Source organism: Candidatus Sulfurimonas marisnigri (assembly GCF_015265475.1).
Classification (GTDB): Bacteria; Campylobacterota; Campylobacteria; order Campylobacterales; family Sulfurimonadaceae; genus Sulfurimonas; species Sulfurimonas marisnigri.
On the sequence record NZ_CP054493.1, the window covers coordinates 509,889 to 527,322 of the forward strand.

Genomic DNA, 17,434 nt, shown 5'->3' on the forward strand with positions numbered 1-17,434 from the left:
AAATTATATCATAGTTCAACAATTTAGTTTGAAACTTAGAAAGTTGCAAAACCTGTAGTTTTTGGAGTAAGTTCAAAAATTCAACTCCATTTGGAACCGTCTTTCTGTTACTAAAATCTGCTCCAAATATAAGAGTTTAAGAAATGAATTTTAAAGGCAGCTCAATAATAATTTTTGGACCTTTTACATTTTTATCCATATATATTTTCTACACTAATTTTTCTATTATTTAATAAGTCATATACCTGTCCTTTATCTTTAAATCTTAAACTCCAATATCCAGATAAAGGACAATATTAGCATTGTTAACGATGTTACTTCCTAACCTTTTTGTCAATAACAGAGCCATCCATAGCATTAATTTCAAGATAGTAACTCTGAGTTTGCACTTTATAAAACATAATATTTCCAGTATGAGTTAACCTGATTTCTTGTACATCCTCTTTGGTAGACTCTTTTGCTATTCTAATTGCATCTTCTTCATCAACTTGATGTAATTTATGCATGTTTCTTTTTTTCTGTATTTTAACCATCGGTCTATTATTATAACCATGTATTGAGTTATGCTCACTTGGTGTAAGTGTTTGCCCTTGAGCAAACACGAACATAGGAGTTATTAGTAGTGTTAAATATTTCATCTTAAATCCTTTTTATCTTTAGCAGATATAGTTGTATGCTCTTTATTATAAAAAAGCAGATATGTTGAAGGTAAAATAAGTAGAGTTAAAAGTGTTGAACTTATAATTCCACCAGTAATTACAACTGAGAGTGGATATTGAATTTCGCTTCCTACACCAGTAGCGTATAGCAATGGTAAGATACCGAAGAGAGTAGTAAACGCCGTCATTAAAACTGGACGAAGTCTTAAAAGAGTCGCGTCTTTTAAAATAGTTTTTAAGTCTACATGCAGGAATTTAGTCCTAAGTTCATCAATAAAACTCACTAAAACTATTCCATTTAATATAGCTATTGCGAATATGGCTAAGAAACCTATTATTGCTGATACAGAAAGGTAAATATCTGCATATAAAAGGGCAATTATTCCACCAATAAATCCAAAAGGTACATTAATTAAAATAAGCATAGCTTTTGAGAAAGAATTAAAAGCCGTGTATAAAAGTAGAATGATTAAAAATATTGTAATAGGGATTAAAATCATCAACTTTTTGGTTGCTTCTTTCATATTTTTAAAGTCCCCAGCCCAACCTATGTAATAACCATTTGGAATAACAACTTGCTCTTTAATAATTTGATTAGCTTCCTCCACGAAAGAAGCTACATCTCGACCTTCCACTTCCATAGAAAGTACCATATATCGACTAAGGTTTTCTCGTTTAATGAAAGAAGAACCATGACTTACAGAAATGTCACAAATCTGTTCTAAACTAACTAACACACCATTATTTGCACGTATAGTTAAAGCTTTAACTGACTCTATATCTTCTTTCGCACCTTTAATCTTAGGTACTATTCCAAAACGACGAATACCTTCTATTTTTTCAGAAACTGCTTCCTCACCAATTCCATTACGAATAACACTCATTACTTCATCAACGTTAATTCCATAACGAGCAAGTGCTAAATAATTTGGCTCAATTTTAATTTGTGCTTGACCAAGTTGAACTTCAACTTCCATCTCTTCTAAACCATCAACACCTTTGAGTTTAGCTTGAATAGATTTAGCGATAGAGTCTAACACTTTTTGGTCATCGCCATATATTTTAACTGCCAATTCTGCTTTTACACCTTCAAGCAATTCCTCAATTCTCATAGCGATAGGTTGAGTAGGAATAAACTGAACATATTCAAAAGTATGTTTTAAATCTTTATTCATCTTTTGGGTTAAATCTTCAAGGTTTTCTATATTATCTTTAAGTGTTAAAAGAACTTCCATATAGTTTGCTTGAGCCGTTTCTCCCTTTTCACTTCTTCCTATCATTGAAAGAACAGATGTTACTTCATTTGGGTAGTTTTTTAATATATGTTTTTCTATTTCACTTGCTGTTTGAGTTGATTGTGCTAAACCAGTTCCAGGTATAGATATAACCCTATACATAATAGACTCTTCATTTAGCTCAGGCATAAACTCACGACCTTGCTGACTTAAAATATAAGCTAAACCAACAAAGATTACAGATACAGCTATTAAAAAAAATTTTGCATGTCCAAGAGCCAACATCAATAATGGAGTATAAGCTTTTTTTACACCTCTCATCAATGAATTCTCTTTGGACTTTGATGGCTTAAGTAGTAAATACGTTAATACTGGAACTAATGTAAGTGCTACAAATAAAGAACCTAGCATTACAAAAACAATGTTTAATGCCATTGGACTATAAAGTTTCCCCGCTAGTCCATCAAGAGATAAGAGAGGTATAAAAACAGCCGCTATTATCAAAACTGCAAAGGTAACGGGAGTTGCTACTTCCTTGGCTGAATCCGCTATAACTTGCAATCTAGGTGCATTTGGTTCATCATGGAGCTTTCTAAAACTATTTTCAACAACAACAATGGTTCCATCAACAATCATTCCGACGGCAATTGCAAGACCACTAAGACTCATAAGATTTGCACTTACATTGTAATAATCCATCAATAAAAATGCAACTAATAAAGATAGTGGTAAAGATATAATTACGATAAAAGCGGAACGTAATTCAAACAAAAATAAAAATAACACTATTGCAACCAAAACCATACCTGACAAAAGAGCAGATGTCATCGTATTAACAGCTTTATGTGTTATCTCTGTTCTATCATAAATAGTCTCAACAGTAACACCTTTTGGAAGTGCTGCGTTTACTGTATCAATTTTTTCTTTGATTAGCTCTACAACTTGAGCAGCATTTGTGGCAGTTCTTTGAAGAACCATTCCCATTACTGCTTCACTTCCATCTATGCTTACCGCTCCAAACCTTGGAGCTGAACCCGATTCAACTGTAGCAACATCTTGTATAGTGACAGAATGTCCTGCTTCAAATTTAATAACAGTATTGCGAATATCATCAAGAGTATTATAAAGTCCTGCACCACGAATTAAATACTGTTCACGATTGAACTCTAAGTATTGACCACCCGCTGCTTGATTACTCCTTTGTAAAGCACTTACAACATCTCCGTACGTTACACCAATATCTTGTAGCTTTTTAGTATTAATGAGAACATTATATTGCTTCTCATGTCCACCCCAGCCAACAACTTCTTCAACACCACTTACACTTTTAAACAGTGGAGTTACAATATAGTCCTGCATCTCTCTAATTTCACGAAGTGAGTATTTATCAGTAGTGTCTTTTATCTCATACCAAAATACTTGACCAAGTCCAGTAGTATTTGGTCCTAATACTGGTTTTCCCCAACCCTCAGGAATGTCAACTCCACTTAGTCTTTCACTTACAAGTTGACGTAAAAAGTATATATCCATATCATCTTCAAAAAATACGGATACGTATGATAAACCAAAAAACGAGTTTGACATAATCATCTTGACGCCTGCCATACCTGATAAAGCAGACTCTATTGGATAGGTAAGTAGTTTTTCTATATCTTCAGCAGAATTTCCAGGACTCTCTGTATAAACTACAACTTGTTTAGGTGTAATGTCTGGAAAAGCGTCTATCGGTATTTCCTGATAAGCCTTAAAGCCAAAAGCAGTAATTGCTAAAAAAATCGTTATCACTAATAGTTTGTATTTTAGTGATATGTCAATAAGTATATTCAACATAATTAATTACCTAATGCCCATGTTCGCCAAGTGATGATTTTAACATCATCGACTTCACATAATAGCTTTTATCACTCACATATTCTTCATCAAGTTCTATTCCTTGAACCCCTGCATATTCATCATCTTGTGTGATAATTTCAACAACACGAGCTTCGTATGGTAATGAAGGTTCATCTTCATCGTCATCATGTTTTTCTTCTTCATGTTCTTCATGGTCATCATGTTTTTCTTCTCCATGTTCTTCATGGTCATCATGTTTTTCTTTTTCTGTTGGCATAAAAACAACCCATTCATTGTTGAAAAATGACAGCGCTGATTTCTTAACAGCTACATGTTTTTCTGTTGGTTTAAAATAAAGAGTTGAAGATACAAATGTATTTACAAACAAATCATCTGCTTTTTCATCAACACTTGATAGAATAACTATCCTCTGTGTTTTAACATCCAACTCTGGTAGTATTTGAGTTACATGAGTAACGATTTTTCTACCATTATAATCTACACTGAGTTTTTGACCATTCTTTATAACACTTGCATACTTTAAAGGTAAGTAAGATTGAACATAAAAAGCTTGGTCTTTAATAATAGTAATTAGAGCCTCATCTTCCCTAATTACAGTATGTAAAGGTTGTAATAAACTAGATACTTTCCCAGAACTATGAGCATAAAGAATGAAGTTTCCCGTTGCTTTCTTGAGATTTTTCGTTTGGATACCTAAGGTCTGCAATTGTGAACGAAGTGCGGCTATTTTTGAATCCATAGAATTTTTTTCTATTCCTAAATTATTTAATGCCTGAGTAGAAAGCATACCTTTATCGTATAGCTTTTTACTAGCGTCATAATTTTCATTTAAAGATATTATTTGTTTCTTTAAAGAGATAAAGTCAGCTGTCATTTTAGAGACTAATATTGACTCAATTAAGGCAATTTTCTGCCCACTTTTTACACTTTGACCAGCTTCAACAAAGTATTTTTCCAAATGTCCACTGACTAGTGATGTAACTGATTGCTTAGCGTTTGATAACTGAATGATTTGAGAATTCAATTCAATTGATTTTCCAAATGAACGAAGTTCAGCATGTTCCGTGGGTATATCTACACTAAATAAAGATGTTACATATAGTAGTACTAAAAGAGATATTCTATTCATTGTAAGTTCCTTGATAAAAATTTGTATATATAGCATTTTGATTTAATGCTGTATAGATTTGTATAAGAGCTCTTTTTGTTTGAATAACTTTATGTTTAATGTCTTGGAGTTGTAGTAGATTTATATTTGAAATCTTATATCCATCTTCATACATTTTTAAAAGTTTTAGTTGAGTTTTCAATATTTTTTCATTATTTACATTTAACTCAACTAGTGCTTTTCTTTCTTTTTTAAGTCTAATAAAGTCCATATTTAAACGAGCGTTCTCATTCTTCATTAAAAGCTCTATACGTGAAGCTTGAAGCATTGCTATCGTCTTTTCTTGAGACCTGTTGTTAAAAATAGCTAATGGAAGATTCACTCCAACTCTAAGTACATCTTGCTCTGGTTCATTTTCTATCTCTGCAAATAAGTCTATCGATTCAACAGTGTTAGAATTTAGTTGTGCTTCTGATAGTGCTTGATATTGTTGACTTCGCAAGACCTTAATTGTAGGATTTTCAATATTCTCTATATTAGAGTTTATTTTAAATTCATAATCATTTTCAAGCTCTATTTCTTTGCTTATTCCTGCAATCTTTAAGAGTGAGTAATAGCTATCCATTGCAGCTAAAGATAAAGTACTTTTTGAGTTTTTACTCATTTCATAATCTACTTGAGCTTGAAGTTTTATACCCTGAGAAATTGTACCGCTCTCAAGTCGAGCAATAGAGATTTCATATATTTTTTTGGCAATACTCAAGCTTTCATCAGATAAATTTAATAGCTTGTTTGCCTCAGAGTAAGATGTATATGCAAGAGATATATCACGAATAAATATAGCTCTCTTTTGAGCATAGTTAATGTCCGCATTTTTATTATTTGCGTCTGTTAGATTTTTTTTATCTTCACTCACACCCCATAAGCGAATAGGTTGGGAATAACCAATACGGTATCCATTATCATTTGAGCCAATATCTGGTTCAAAAGAAGAATACTCTAATTCTAATGTAGGGTTTTCATACCTTGTAAGAATATTGCCCTGTTCTTTAGTTTGTTTAACAGCTAATGCTGAAGACTCCATGTAAGGACTATTTTTTATAGCCTTTTGTAAAAATTCATCAAAACTTTCAGCACTCAAAAATGTGCATAATAGTAGAGACATAATTATATTTTTCAACATAACTATCCTTTGTAAAAATAAAAATTTGGTATAAGTATAGGTTAAGGTTTGAGGTTATGCGATAGGTGGTTTAATAGTTTTTGAATAAGTTTCAAAGAGATATGAAGTGTTTTGTGGAATACTGTGAAGCTTATCTACATTAAGATATGCAATAGTGTCATAAGATGGTACTAAATAAGGATGATGGTATTCATAATGAACATCACAAATATCTCCACAATCTGTGGTTTTGCTAAATTCACTTACATATTCAACAACATCACATGGTTCTTTATCAAACATTGCAAATTCTATTTCATGAAAAACCGAAAAAGAAACTACGAATAATAAAAGAATGGTACTAATCTTTTTTAAATGCATAAGAGTATTCTATCTTAAATTTTATTCATAATATACTTAAAGCCATAGTATAACTCATCAATTGAAAAAAAATCATAGTTCCACAACTAGTACTTTTTTAAAACTCATTGTAAATAAACCTTTCTAAATACCTATAGTACCGAAGTTTACTTGAGTTTTTAGCCTGAAATATTTTGCATTAGATCTCATTTGTTAAGGTATTGATTATAGGAATGATTGTAAAAAGTGAATTTATTTTTTCATTATATACTGATTAAAATATTATAAAATGAGGATTTGGGGTAACATGAATGTTGATATATTTAAGTAGTTTTTTTAGCTACTCCAGTATTTGGAGCCATTATTTTAATTTAAATTTTATTGTTCCAATTTTGCGCTAGAAATAACCATATTTTAGTAAAGTTATATAAAAGTGCATGTCTAAAAAGCCCTTATATTTGTAACAAGAAGCGCTCATATTAGTTTTCCGTGTTCCACAAAGTGTTTAAAAAGTAAAAACTGCAAAGTTCCACAAATATTTAGGGATTATGGAACAAAAAAAATGAGCTTAGTATGTCTATTTTCATGTTAAATTTGCTTCTTGGTAGCGCTCTTTAAATACAAGTACTACCCCATCGTGCAGATATAAAACGGTTCCACTCTCTTCTGGGGTTGCTTCTTTGAAGCATACATAGCCTTTGTTGACAACTATAGGCTCATAAAATATTTCATTATTTTTAAGAGTATGTATTAGCCCGATTCCGCCTATGTAATATTTTAATTCAACATCGCCGCCAACGTAGTCTAGATTAGGGTCAACTACATATTCTGGAAAATATTTTTTTAAAATTCTGATAAATGCCCTTCTGCTAATAAAATTTCTTGGCAATCTTTCTAGATTTTGATTATAGTTTGGATAAGAAGAGTGCTGGCCTAGCTTCAGATTGCCATCAGTCTTGCCTCTTTTTATTAAATTCATAAATAACTCATCCCCATACTGCTGCGGCTGAAATTACAGTCATAATAAACAAAGCAATTCCTGGCAGAATATTCAATGTCGTCTTTTCGACCATGCATCTTTCTATAAGCTTTTCTCTATAGGATAAGTTTAATCGAATTATGAAAATCCATAAAATAAACCCAACAGCAAATACAAAAAACATTGCTACTCCTAGCATCTTCATACTTCATTCCTCTTTTTGTAGCTTAGCTACATATTTTTAATTTCTAATAATTCTACTTTATTTTTTCCTATACTTGCTTTTTACAATTCCGCCTTTAGGGCACGAATAGTCCGATAACCGGTTGCTCTCAGTAAAGTATTGGTTATACTTCTCTTTGCTCCATTCCTTACTGTTGCCGCTTTTATTTTTAGCAACTTTCTCCTCCATTTTTTTCTTATTCTTGTTCATGTTTTTTAAATTTCTAGTTAAATTCTTAGCTTCTCGTTCTTCTTTAGTAAGTGCTTTCTTTTTTTTCATCTTTGACCCATCGTTTGATTAGCTATAGTGCTGACCTAGCTTCATGTTGCCATCAGCACTACCTCTTTGTGTTAAATTCATAAATCACCCACCCCATGTCATTCCGGCTGAAATTGCCATAACAATAAATAAAACAATTCCCAGCATGATATTAAAAAATACTTCCTCACCCAAAAATTGTCTTTTTATGAAATTTTCTTTACTTGAAATGCGTAATAACATTCTGAAGAGTCAAAAAATAAATCCAGCAAGGGCACCAAAAAATAATATTATCCCTGTTAATTGCATTCTTATCTCCTATTTAAATATTATCTGGAAGATTTTGAGGAAGTAATCCATCATCAATACTATTTTTTCTTGCGTACGCATTTAGCTCTTTAACATGACTATTCAAATTACTTCTCCTTGTATAAACTGTTAATATAATGCGATTTTCTCTAAGCCATTAAATAACAATAGAGTAAATCGCACAGCAAACCCACGATAGTGGGTTGTAATAAAACTATAACGAAAATATACTTGCTTTTAAATAAACATGAAAGTTTTAACATGCAAGAATCTATCATATTTTCTGATAAAGAGATATTATTAATGTATAAAAATATTGGAAAAAATGTTAAGAAATGCAGAGAAGAAAAAGGCTTAAGTCAACTTCAGCTATCACACAGTATGGGGTACAGTTCAGTTAGTTTAGTTTCCGCTGCTGAATTGGCTAGCGATAATAAACACTTCAATTTAGAGCATCTTTACAAAATCTCTAAAATACTAGATATTGAGCTCTCTTATTTAATATCAGTAAATGCTGCCGAATAGTACTCAAAAACTGCAGTGTTTCTTTCACACTTAGATTTTGAATCTCCACTTTCATAAATTGATCTAATGTCTGAATACTAAAGTTAAAAGTGTTTGTTTTTCTTATTGTTTTGTTTTACCTCTATCAACAGGCGTTAAAGGTTTGTCTAACATCTCTTTCGTAACACCTTTGCTATGAGCATTGTAAGCCCATCTTGCAAATTGTGCTAATAATGCTTCATTTTCAAAATTTAATCTATCATTTTCAGCTTCTAAACGCTTTACTTTCTGTATCAATGCGGCTACTTCAGCACTCATGTTTGGAAGTTCTTTTATAGTAGTTGATACTCTATCTTTTGTCAAGTTATATGCATCTTTAATTCGTTGATGCTTGCCAAGTGTTTGACGTGTATATTTATTTTTAGTTCTAAACTCTATCTCGTCAATTAATTTATCCCAGGTTAACTTTCCTGACCACCCATCAAGAATTTTTACAATCTTTTCAATAAGTTCATCTGTAAGGTTTTCAGATCTAGTATGTTTTGAATTTTGGCTCATGGTTTTCCTATTTAACTCAATAATTTTTTTATTTCATCAAACTCAATTGATTCTATTTTTTCTTCTTTTCTTCTTTTTGCTTGTTCAATTGAAGATGTTACAGGTATGTTTGATAGCTGAATAAACGAGCCTTCAGGAACATTGGGGTCATCTAGAATTTTACAAATCTGATTTAGCCTATCTAATACTATTGTATGATGTTCAACCCATTTATTGCTTCCATAGTATTTCTTTTCGAGAGCATTTTTAGCTTTTTCTAAAAGCTTTTCAGTTTCATCTCTAAGGTATCTGATTTTATTATTTCTTTTTGTATCACCTTTTATGCATACCTGTTCTGTACAGCTCATACAGTCTCTATGAAGTTGGCATGGTGTCATAGTATAATCATGTATACATACACCATATTCAGTGAGATGAGCTGTCCTTATTTTGAGTATTGCATATTCATCTCTAGAAATAACAACCTTCTTTTTTAGATCATCAATATTAGCTAGTGGACCAATCATAGAATGTTCATCACCAACTGCTTCTCTTAGGCTTAACAGCATTTCATCAGCACTTAGATGATCATATGCGTTATTTTGTTGAACATCAAGCCTACCTGACCATTTTGCTATATCTAGTTGACTAGCTCCACCTTTTTGAGCTAGTGTGTTTAAGTAGTGTCTAAATTGATGAGACGTGGCTTTGATTGGACTGCCATCTTTTTCTTTATAGCCAAACATTTCAAAAAGTGAAGATTTTGAATCTCTTGCTCCTAAAGCATCTGAAATAAATTGATGTGTAAAAGGTTCTACTGTAGGGACAATTACATCTCTTTGATGGTTATACTCATACTTTCTTTGTATGATTAGCGTTTGAGAATATTTTAATCCGATTTCGGTATTTACATAAGGAAAATTATTTGGTAAAAGGCTTAAAACTGCTTTTTCCACATCTTTATATGTAGCATGTTTTTTACCTTTAATCATAGTTGTTAATACTGAATGGTCTCTTAGCCAACAGTGAATAGAAGATCTTTTTTTATCAAGGTTTTTATTTGTGTTATTAATACCATATAAAATAAAAGATATCATTTTGATATTTAATAAATGAGTATCTCTAAGGTACTCAAGCTCATCTGGAAGAAAAAGTTTATCTGGATTTTTTTCGTACCACAATGCTACTTTTCTAGCATCTTTTGTTAACTCCTTTAGCCTTCGAACTGTTTTTTTAGCAGTATCTACCATTAAGGATGTTATCCATTTTGGTGTTGCTTTAGCACCTTTTGCTGGAAACCATCGTAATCCATATGACTCTTTATACATTTTACTTTCATCATCTTTGGAAGGATCATAGTTTTTATTTTTTTGTTTTTGTAGTACTTCAATATCAAAAGGCGCTAAAAAAACTTCATTTATTCTATTTGGTGAACAAAAAAGTAAAGCAATAGTTGAGCTTGCCATCAATTGATATGGAGTTTGGGCTTTATTAAAAATTTCTGGTATGGCATCTAAAGCTACTTGAGAAGGCATTTTTTTATTTCTATCCTCATCAGCTTTTTTACCAATTCTAGAAGTATCATTAGGTCTTTTGATTGAATTTCGCCAATCAATTGAAGTTTTTACTAAATTTTTTTTATTAAGTAATTTTGCAATATCCTCTAGTTTTTGTCCTATTCTATAAGCAGTTGATTGGTTATAGTTAGCTTTTATAATTTCAGCTGCTTTATTTAAAACGTCATTATTTATATTTACAGGATTTATATTATTACCCATCTCAAGTAGTGCTTTTTCTAGCACCCTTAGTGCTGTTAGTTTATTGGATATAGATTTTGTAGGGTTATTTGAGAATGTGATTGCAAAGTATGCTTTAGCATAATCTAAATATGGACTTTGTATAAACTCTATTTGTCTTCCACCAGTTTCTTTTTCATCATCAGTCATCTTCTGTTGAGATTTTTTAGCATAGTCAAATGTTGAGAAAATAGCACGTGTTTTAGCTTTCTTGGCTTTTTGTTCAATATTTAGTTCCCATATATTGTCACTAAATTTTAAATTTGAATTTAAAAAAATTGATTCGTATTTACTTGACTCAATATAAGTATTTAGATTTTGCTCTGCAGTTATAGTTTTTGGTGTTCTCAAATTATTCATACTATCAACTCTTGTGCATTTTCTTCTTTATATCTTCTACACTCTATTATTACCTGAGCAACCGCTAATATGGTTTTATCGTTGATGCTAGCTATTCTGTAGTCAGTTGTTTTTAAAAGTACTTCACGCTCTTTTAACAGGTGTTCAAAAAGCTTTTCATGTGGACCATCAACCCAGGCTTGAAAACTATTACATGTATAGCATGCCAATGGTGCAGAAAGGCTACAAAACGCATAAGTACCACATTTTCCCATAGCCTTACATGAAGGGTCTACTTTAGGATCGATAATATCACTTGTTGGATCATCAAAGCGTGTAGCTGTCGATTTGTCTTTTACTAGTTTTCCTGCAAAGGCTTGAGCAATTGGGGCCATGTAGGTAGCAATTGCTTTGTCTATTCTTTCTATTATTTCAGGTAAAGATTGAACATAAACACCAACGTTTTGAGTGTCTGTATGATCAAGAATTTCTGCAATTATAAGTTCACCATGGCCTTCAACAGCAGCTCTAGTACCAATTGTACGTCTAAAGCGTGTGGATGTAATATGAAGTTTTTCTTCTGTTCTTTCAGAAATTAAATTAAATTTAGAGATAACTAACTGAATTCTATCTGTTATATCTCCAGATGTAGAATGATAAGCTAGTTCTCCCGTACGTTTATTAGAAGAAGCAGGAAATAAAGGTGCTTGATTCGGATCTTCTAATATATTTAAAAACTGATTTTTTGCTTCATCGGCATATTCAAGCATAGGCTGTCCAATTTCTGATGGTAATATGCGTTGTTTAAATTCTGAGCGTGCTTTTTTTCTATTTTTTACCCTAGGTATGGATATTATATATTCATTAGAGCTATCTTGTTTTTGAAAAGATTTTATATCAATTACTTTTAGTAATGCAAACTGTATCGGTCTTGATCCATAAATAATCATTAGCCATACAAGTAAAAAATCTGAATCAGATATTTCATTTTTGGCATATTTATTATTTAAAGTATCTTGAATTAACTCTAGCTCTAAGTCAGTAAAAGGACCATCATATGGATCCATGGTTAATACGGCTTGTCCTTTTTGATTCCCAGGTAAGTTTACTTCTTTAAGATATTCATATGCTTCGTTAGACAATCCAGTATAACCCATTTCATACCATTTTTTTAAAAAACCAGATAATGAACTTAAATACCACATGTGCTTTTTATCTAAGGAGCTTTTATAGCTCTTCAAATCTTTAATAGAAACTTCTTTTATGATTTCATTTTTTAATTTATATATGTAATTAAGTAGACGTAACAATAAGTCGTACATATTGATTGAGTGACTCATAGACTTATTTTCTAGGTACCATATAAATGTACGCTTTATACCGTATATGTCTGTATCAATAAAGCCTAGTTTTGTAAAATCAAATCTTGTGTTTTTAGATATGTCTGAAAATATCCATACATCTAAATTTGGATTAAATTTAAAACCATCTTTAGTTATGCATTCATTTGGTAATAGTTCTTGACTTTGAAAATTATCTTCTTGTATTAAAATCATTATAAACTACTCCTTTTTAGCTTTTATGGAATTGTCACTCATCTCTAATATCACCTTATTGGCTTCTTCTTCAATATGCCTTTTTGTATATGTATGAGCACTATTAGATGTTGGGGACCAACCCATAAGATATGATCTAATTTGTTTTTCCCGTTCTTCAGGTATGTTTTTAGCATCCATTATTTTTGAAAACTTATCATTCCATGAATGTCTTAGAATATGAGGTGAAAAGTTTTGTGGTAAGTTTGGATTTGCTTTTCTTAGTTCAGAGAATACTTTGTTTAGAGCAGATAAACTCATAGGTAAACCACTTTTGTCTGCTACAAATAAGTATGGATGATATACTGATTCAGGTAGACTTTCTCTGATCCCAAATAAATATGAGTAAGTCAGGTCTAGTAAGTTTTTAGGTATAGCTAATTTTCTTGCTTGCGTTTTAACAACTGGCTGGTTTGTTCTTGAATCATCTGAATCATCAGGTCGTCTTAAAATTGAAACAGTTTCTTCTTGAAAATTAAGATCTGACATTTTAATATTTAAAAGTTCACCTCTCCTTAATCCAAATTCGTATAACCAAAAAATTATTAGTTCATTTCTTGTCTTAGCAAAAGAACTTTTCCATGGATTCTTTTTGGAATCTTTATCAATAATTGAAAATAAAAGTTTTAGTTCTTCTTCTGAGAGACTTCTCTTCCCTGAAAGTGGATCTGAACTTTGAACTTTTGGTATTCTAGCTTCTAAAGTAGATTTAACTGTTTTGATAGCATCGTTAAGTGAAAGAGTTTTTAAACCAAAATCCTCAACGTTAGATAGAAAAGTATTTCCAAGCCAGACTAGATAGTCTTTTATAGATCTTATACGATGTCCTGTGCTTTTTGGATCAACGGTATTTATGTTTTTGGTATTACTAGTGTTTCTAAAATTCTCTAAAGAGTTTAGTTTAATATTTGTTTGCGTATTTGTTGATGAATATTCTTTTGTTAAATCTTCAATATGTAATTTACATATATCACAAAGTATTTCAACCTCAGACAAACTTAACAACTTAGCATCTTCTAAACGTTTTTCTAGATTAATCTCTTCTGTGTAGTTGTTTTTCAAAAAAAACATTAATAATTTTAAGTGTTGTAAAGTTTGTTCTATTGTCTTTACTGCTAAACCTCTTGATCTTAGTTGAGTAATAGAATAAAGTGTAATCCAATAATCTGGAATACCAGTGTTAGATTCTATCAACATAGGTAGTCTTTCACCATCTGACATTACAATAGTTTTAATCTTATAAGATGTCATATTTATTTCCATTTATTTTGGTAAACATTATAACATAAAGTGTGAAAATTAGAAAAGAAAGTGTAAATAAGCTACATTTACCAGTGTATGGCAAATATAAGACTTATTTAATAGAGTAGTTTACATTTATAACTTGGTGTATTTTAAAATGGAATTTCATCTTCATCTATGTCAATCACTGGAACTGAATCGCTACTTGGCATTTGCTTAGAGTAAGCATTGGCATTTTGCTGAGCCGGCTGTTGATAGCTTTGTGGCTGCTGTTGCTGCTGACTCGGTTGCTGATAACTTTGTTGTTGTTGCTGCTGCTGCTGAGGTTGACCTTGAGGTGCTTGGTAATTACTACCGCCACCTTGGTTATCGCCTTTAGAATCTAACATCTGCATAGTTTCAACAACTATAGTATGCTTAGAGCGTTTCTGTCCATTTTGATCTACCCATTGATCAAAGTTAAGTCTACCTTCTACCAGGATTTTACTCCCTTTTCTAAGGTATTGGTTAGCAATCTCCGCGCTTCTTGCAAAGAATGTAATATCTACAAAACAGACTTCCTCTTTTTTCTCACCATTGCTAGTGAACTTTCGGCTTGTTGCAAGAGAAGTAGTTGCTATTCCCATTCCGCCTTGAGAGTATCTAAGTTCGATATCGCGAGTTAAGTTTCCAACCATAATAACTTTGTTATACATGAATATTCCTTATTTGTTTAGGCTATTGCCAATTACTCTGCTACTGGTGCTTCAGCAACTGGTGCTTCAACTTCTACTGCTGCTGGTGCTTCAACTGCTGCTGCTTCAACTTCAGCTTTTGCAGGTGCTGCCGCTTTTTTCTGAGCTTTTTGCACTAGTTGATTAAAAGCTGCAACTTCACGGTTAGTATCATATTTGATAGTAACAAAACGAAGAAGATTTTCATTAATACGAAAACGTCTTTCAATTTCAGTAATTGCTGATGGGGCAATTGAATAATAGATAACATGGAAGTATCCACGCTCATTTTTATCAATAGGGTATGCTAATTTTCTCATACCCATTGCGTCTGTTGTAGCAATTTCGCCACCATTTGAAGTAATAACATCTTCGATAGCTTGAATGCTAGCTTGAATTTCTTCTGCTGTTAGTGTTGGTTTTACGATTACTAGGTTTTCGTAATTTCTCATAGAGTATAATCTCCCTTTGGTATTTTGCCAATCATTAAATGATGCAAGGCTTTTGTTTCCCTTTCGGATATGGATATATCGTTTGTATATAACGATACAAAGAGAAAGGAACGCGGGATTATATATAAATTATACTTAATTTGTAATTATCTATTCTTTGTTCTTTGTGATGGGGGAACCTTGTTTGAAGAAGAGATATGTAATATATGTCAATATGTCATATTAATGTGTATGAGTTTACTTTTTGGATATAGTTTTAAAATATAACCCATGAAATAAAAATAGGATTTACATTTAATGACAAAAAGAAAAAATAAAAGTTCAAAAAAAGGTTCAAACACTCTAGTGTACATTGCGTGGACTTTATCTATAGTGGCAATAATCTTAGGCTCACTTTTAGCAGGATACTATATAGGGTATAAAGACGCTAAAAATGATATGCTGAAAAAGGAGATTAGAAAAGATGAAAAAAAATTAGCAATGTTGAGAAAACTTGAGGCTGTTAGTGCTAAAAAAGATAAAAGTAGTGTAAGCAGTCGTCTTAAAGAGGTCTTGAAAAAAGATGTAAAAAAAGAGTTAGAAAAAGAACCAAAAATTATTCTAAAGAGTCTCAGTGCATCACATGAGTATGATGGTGAAACTTTGCCAAAAGCACCAAAGAGAAAGATAAAAATAGTTTCAACAAAGCCAAAGTTGGCAATTATTATAGATGATGTTAGTGTGAAGTCACATGTTAATGCTATTAAGAGTTTAAACTTGCCTCTTACTATGTCTTTTTTACCGCCAAGTGAATTTAGGCCTAACTCAGCGATATTAGCATCTCATGAGAAATTCTATATGGTTCATTTGCCTATGGAAGCTAAAAGTTTTACAAAAGAGGAACCATTTACTTTAAGAGTTGCTGATTCGCAAACAAAGATTTCTAAAAGAATTGCCAGCATAAGAAAATTGTTTCCAAATGTTAAATATATAAATAATCATACAGGAAGCAAATTCACATCAAATGAATTAGCAGTAAATAAACTTATTTATGCGTTAAAAAAACAAAATATAAACTTTATAGACAGTAGAACTATCGCGTCTACAAAAGTACCTATGGTCATGAAAAATTATGGGAAAAAATATATGGCTAGAGATATATTTTTAGACCATGAAATGGAAAAAAAATACGTTAAAAAACAGATTAAAGAAGCAATAAAAGTAGCAAAATTACATGGAACAGCTATAGCTATAGGGCATCCACATGCTAATACAATAATGGCACTGAGTGAATCAAAAAAACTTTTTGAGGATGTTGAGTTAGTCCTTATAGATAGACTGTATTAAAGTGAATATAGTTCAAGATAAAATTGAGGAGCTTTCATGCATGAAAAGCTATCCTAATCAGCTTTTATATGACGGTAATCTTGAACTTTTAAAACGAACTAAAATCTCAATTGTTGGAAGCCGAAAACCTACTAAGTATTCTCGTCTTATGATTCAAAAACTCGCATCTCAATTAGCTAAAAATGGAATATGCATTGTTAGTGGAGGAGCCATGGGTATTGATGCTGTTGCTCATAGTGGAGCTGGAGCTTTGCATACTATATCTGTGTTGCCGTGTGGAGTTGACATAAGATATCCAGCAGTAAATAAAAACTTACTAAATGATATAAAAAATAATGGACTTTTACTGAGTCAATTTGATTCAGGTTTTCGGGCAACTCCTTGGAGTTTTGTAGTGAGAAATGAACTTGTTGTTGCTCTTGGTGATGTATTGGTAGTTGGTGAAGCTGAGCTGGGTAGTGGAACTATGAGAAGTGTTGAGTTTGCTTTAAAGATGGGAAAAGAGATTTATGTGCTTCCACAAAGACTAGGTGAGAGTGAAGCTACAAATAAACTGCTTAGGGACAATAAGGCAAAACTGATTTACGATATAGATGAGTTTGTAGCAAGATTTTCTACACATAATGGCATACATGTAGAAAATAAAATAGACGATTTCTTAGAATTTTGTAATACAAACCCAACTTACGATGATGCTTTGAAAAAATACCCAAGCAGAATTTTTGAAGCTGAGCTTAGTGGTGATATTGAGATTAAAAATGGATTAATTTTTTTAACTTAATT

The 17,434-nt window shown here is 31.7% G+C and carries 17 protein-coding genes; 3 read left to right on the forward strand and 14 right to left on the reverse strand.

The features are described 5' to 3' along the window. Positions 1-314: 314 nt before the first annotated feature. From HUE87_RS02665 to HUE87_RS02700, 8 genes are all read right to left on the reverse strand, one after another. A complete protein-coding gene (locus tag HUE87_RS02665) occupies positions 315-638 on the reverse strand; it encodes a hypothetical protein (protein WP_194367202.1) in 324 nt (107 codons plus the stop codon). Continuing rightward, positions 635-3,724, reverse strand: a complete 3,090-nt coding sequence (locus HUE87_RS02670) for an efflux RND transporter permease subunit (RefSeq protein WP_194367203.1) — start codon at positions 3,722-3,724, stop codon at positions 635-637. The genes HUE87_RS02665 and HUE87_RS02670 overlap by 4 nt, the downstream gene beginning before the upstream one ends. A gap of 10 nt (positions 3,725-3,734) precedes the next feature. After that, positions 3,735-4,877, reverse strand: coding sequence for an efflux RND transporter periplasmic adaptor subunit (locus HUE87_RS02675; protein WP_194367204.1), 1,143 nt, complete (start codon positions 4,875-4,877; stop codon positions 3,735-3,737). Then, a complete protein-coding gene (locus tag HUE87_RS02680) occupies positions 4,870-6,039 on the reverse strand; it encodes a TolC family protein (RefSeq protein WP_194367205.1) in 1,170 nt (389 codons plus the stop codon). Before HUE87_RS02680 ends, HUE87_RS02675 begins: the two co-directional genes overlap by 8 nt. 54 nt (positions 6,040-6,093) lie before the next feature. Beyond that, on the reverse strand, positions 6,094-6,321 hold the full coding sequence (locus HUE87_RS02685) for a hypothetical protein (protein WP_194367206.1): 228 nt from the start codon (positions 6,319-6,321) through the stop codon (positions 6,094-6,096). 640 nt (positions 6,322-6,961) lie between these two features. Further along, the gene (locus HUE87_RS02690) at positions 6,962-7,357 is read right to left on the reverse strand and encodes a hypothetical protein (protein ID WP_194367207.1); all 396 of its coding nucleotides are present in this window, start codon (positions 7,355-7,357) and stop codon (positions 6,962-6,964) included. 7 nt (positions 7,358-7,364) lie between these two features. Continuing rightward, positions 7,365-7,562, reverse strand: a complete 198-nt coding sequence (locus HUE87_RS02695; protein ID WP_194367208.1) for a hypothetical protein — start codon at positions 7,560-7,562, stop codon at positions 7,365-7,367. 57 nt (positions 7,563-7,619) lie between these two features. After that, complete coding sequence (locus tag HUE87_RS02700) at positions 7,620-7,859, reverse strand: hypothetical protein (RefSeq protein ID WP_194367209.1); 240 nt, start codon at positions 7,857-7,859, stop codon at positions 7,620-7,622. A gap of 549 nt (positions 7,860-8,408) precedes the next feature. Here HUE87_RS02700 and HUE87_RS02705 point away from each other — a divergent pair. Next, the gene (locus HUE87_RS02705) at positions 8,409-8,672 is read left to right on the forward strand and encodes a helix-turn-helix domain-containing protein (RefSeq protein WP_194367210.1); all 264 of its coding nucleotides are present in this window, start codon (positions 8,409-8,411) and stop codon (positions 8,670-8,672) included. A gap of 102 nt (positions 8,673-8,774) precedes the next feature. Here HUE87_RS02705 and HUE87_RS02710 read toward each other — a convergent pair whose 3' ends face one another. From HUE87_RS02710 to rpsF, 6 genes are all read right to left on the reverse strand, one after another. Further along, complete coding sequence (locus tag HUE87_RS02710; RefSeq protein WP_194367211.1) at positions 8,775-9,209, reverse strand: hypothetical protein; 435 nt, start codon at positions 9,207-9,209, stop codon at positions 8,775-8,777. A gap of 11 nt (positions 9,210-9,220) precedes the next feature. Further along, positions 9,221-11,344 (reverse strand): integrase, encoded by a 2,124-nt coding sequence (locus tag HUE87_RS02715; RefSeq protein WP_194367212.1) that lies wholly within the window; start codon positions 11,342-11,344, stop codon positions 9,221-9,223. After that, positions 11,341-12,879: a site-specific integrase gene (locus tag HUE87_RS02720; RefSeq protein WP_194367213.1), complete on the reverse strand. Its 1,539-nt coding sequence runs from the start codon at positions 12,877-12,879 to the stop codon at positions 11,341-11,343. Before HUE87_RS02720 ends, HUE87_RS02715 begins: the two co-directional genes overlap by 4 nt. Positions 12,880-12,885: 6 nt before the next feature. After that, positions 12,886-14,169, reverse strand: a complete 1,284-nt coding sequence (locus tag HUE87_RS02725) for a tyrosine-type recombinase/integrase (protein ID WP_194367214.1) — start codon at positions 14,167-14,169, stop codon at positions 12,886-12,888. 143 nt (positions 14,170-14,312) lie between these two features. Beyond that, a complete protein-coding gene (locus HUE87_RS02730; RefSeq protein WP_194367215.1) occupies positions 14,313-14,855 on the reverse strand; it encodes a single-stranded DNA-binding protein in 543 nt (180 codons plus the stop codon). A gap of 32 nt (positions 14,856-14,887) precedes the next feature. Continuing rightward, positions 14,888-15,325, reverse strand: a complete 438-nt coding sequence (gene rpsF, locus HUE87_RS02735; RefSeq protein ID WP_194367216.1) for a 30S ribosomal protein S6 — start codon at positions 15,323-15,325, stop codon at positions 14,888-14,890. Positions 15,326-15,622: 297 nt separating this feature from the next. On the opposite strand from rpsF, the gene HUE87_RS02740 reads away from it, so the two are divergent. Together HUE87_RS02740 and HUE87_RS02745 are read left to right on the forward strand one after the other, a co-directional pair. Continuing rightward, a complete protein-coding gene (locus HUE87_RS02740; protein WP_194367217.1) occupies positions 15,623-16,651 on the forward strand; it encodes a divergent polysaccharide deacetylase family protein in 1,029 nt (342 codons plus the stop codon). Between the two features lies 1 nt (position 16,652). Next, positions 16,653-17,432: a DNA-processing protein DprA gene (locus tag HUE87_RS02745; RefSeq protein ID WP_229855199.1), complete on the forward strand. Its 780-nt coding sequence runs from the start codon at positions 16,653-16,655 to the stop codon at positions 17,430-17,432. Positions 17,433-17,434: the final 2 nt, after the last annotated feature.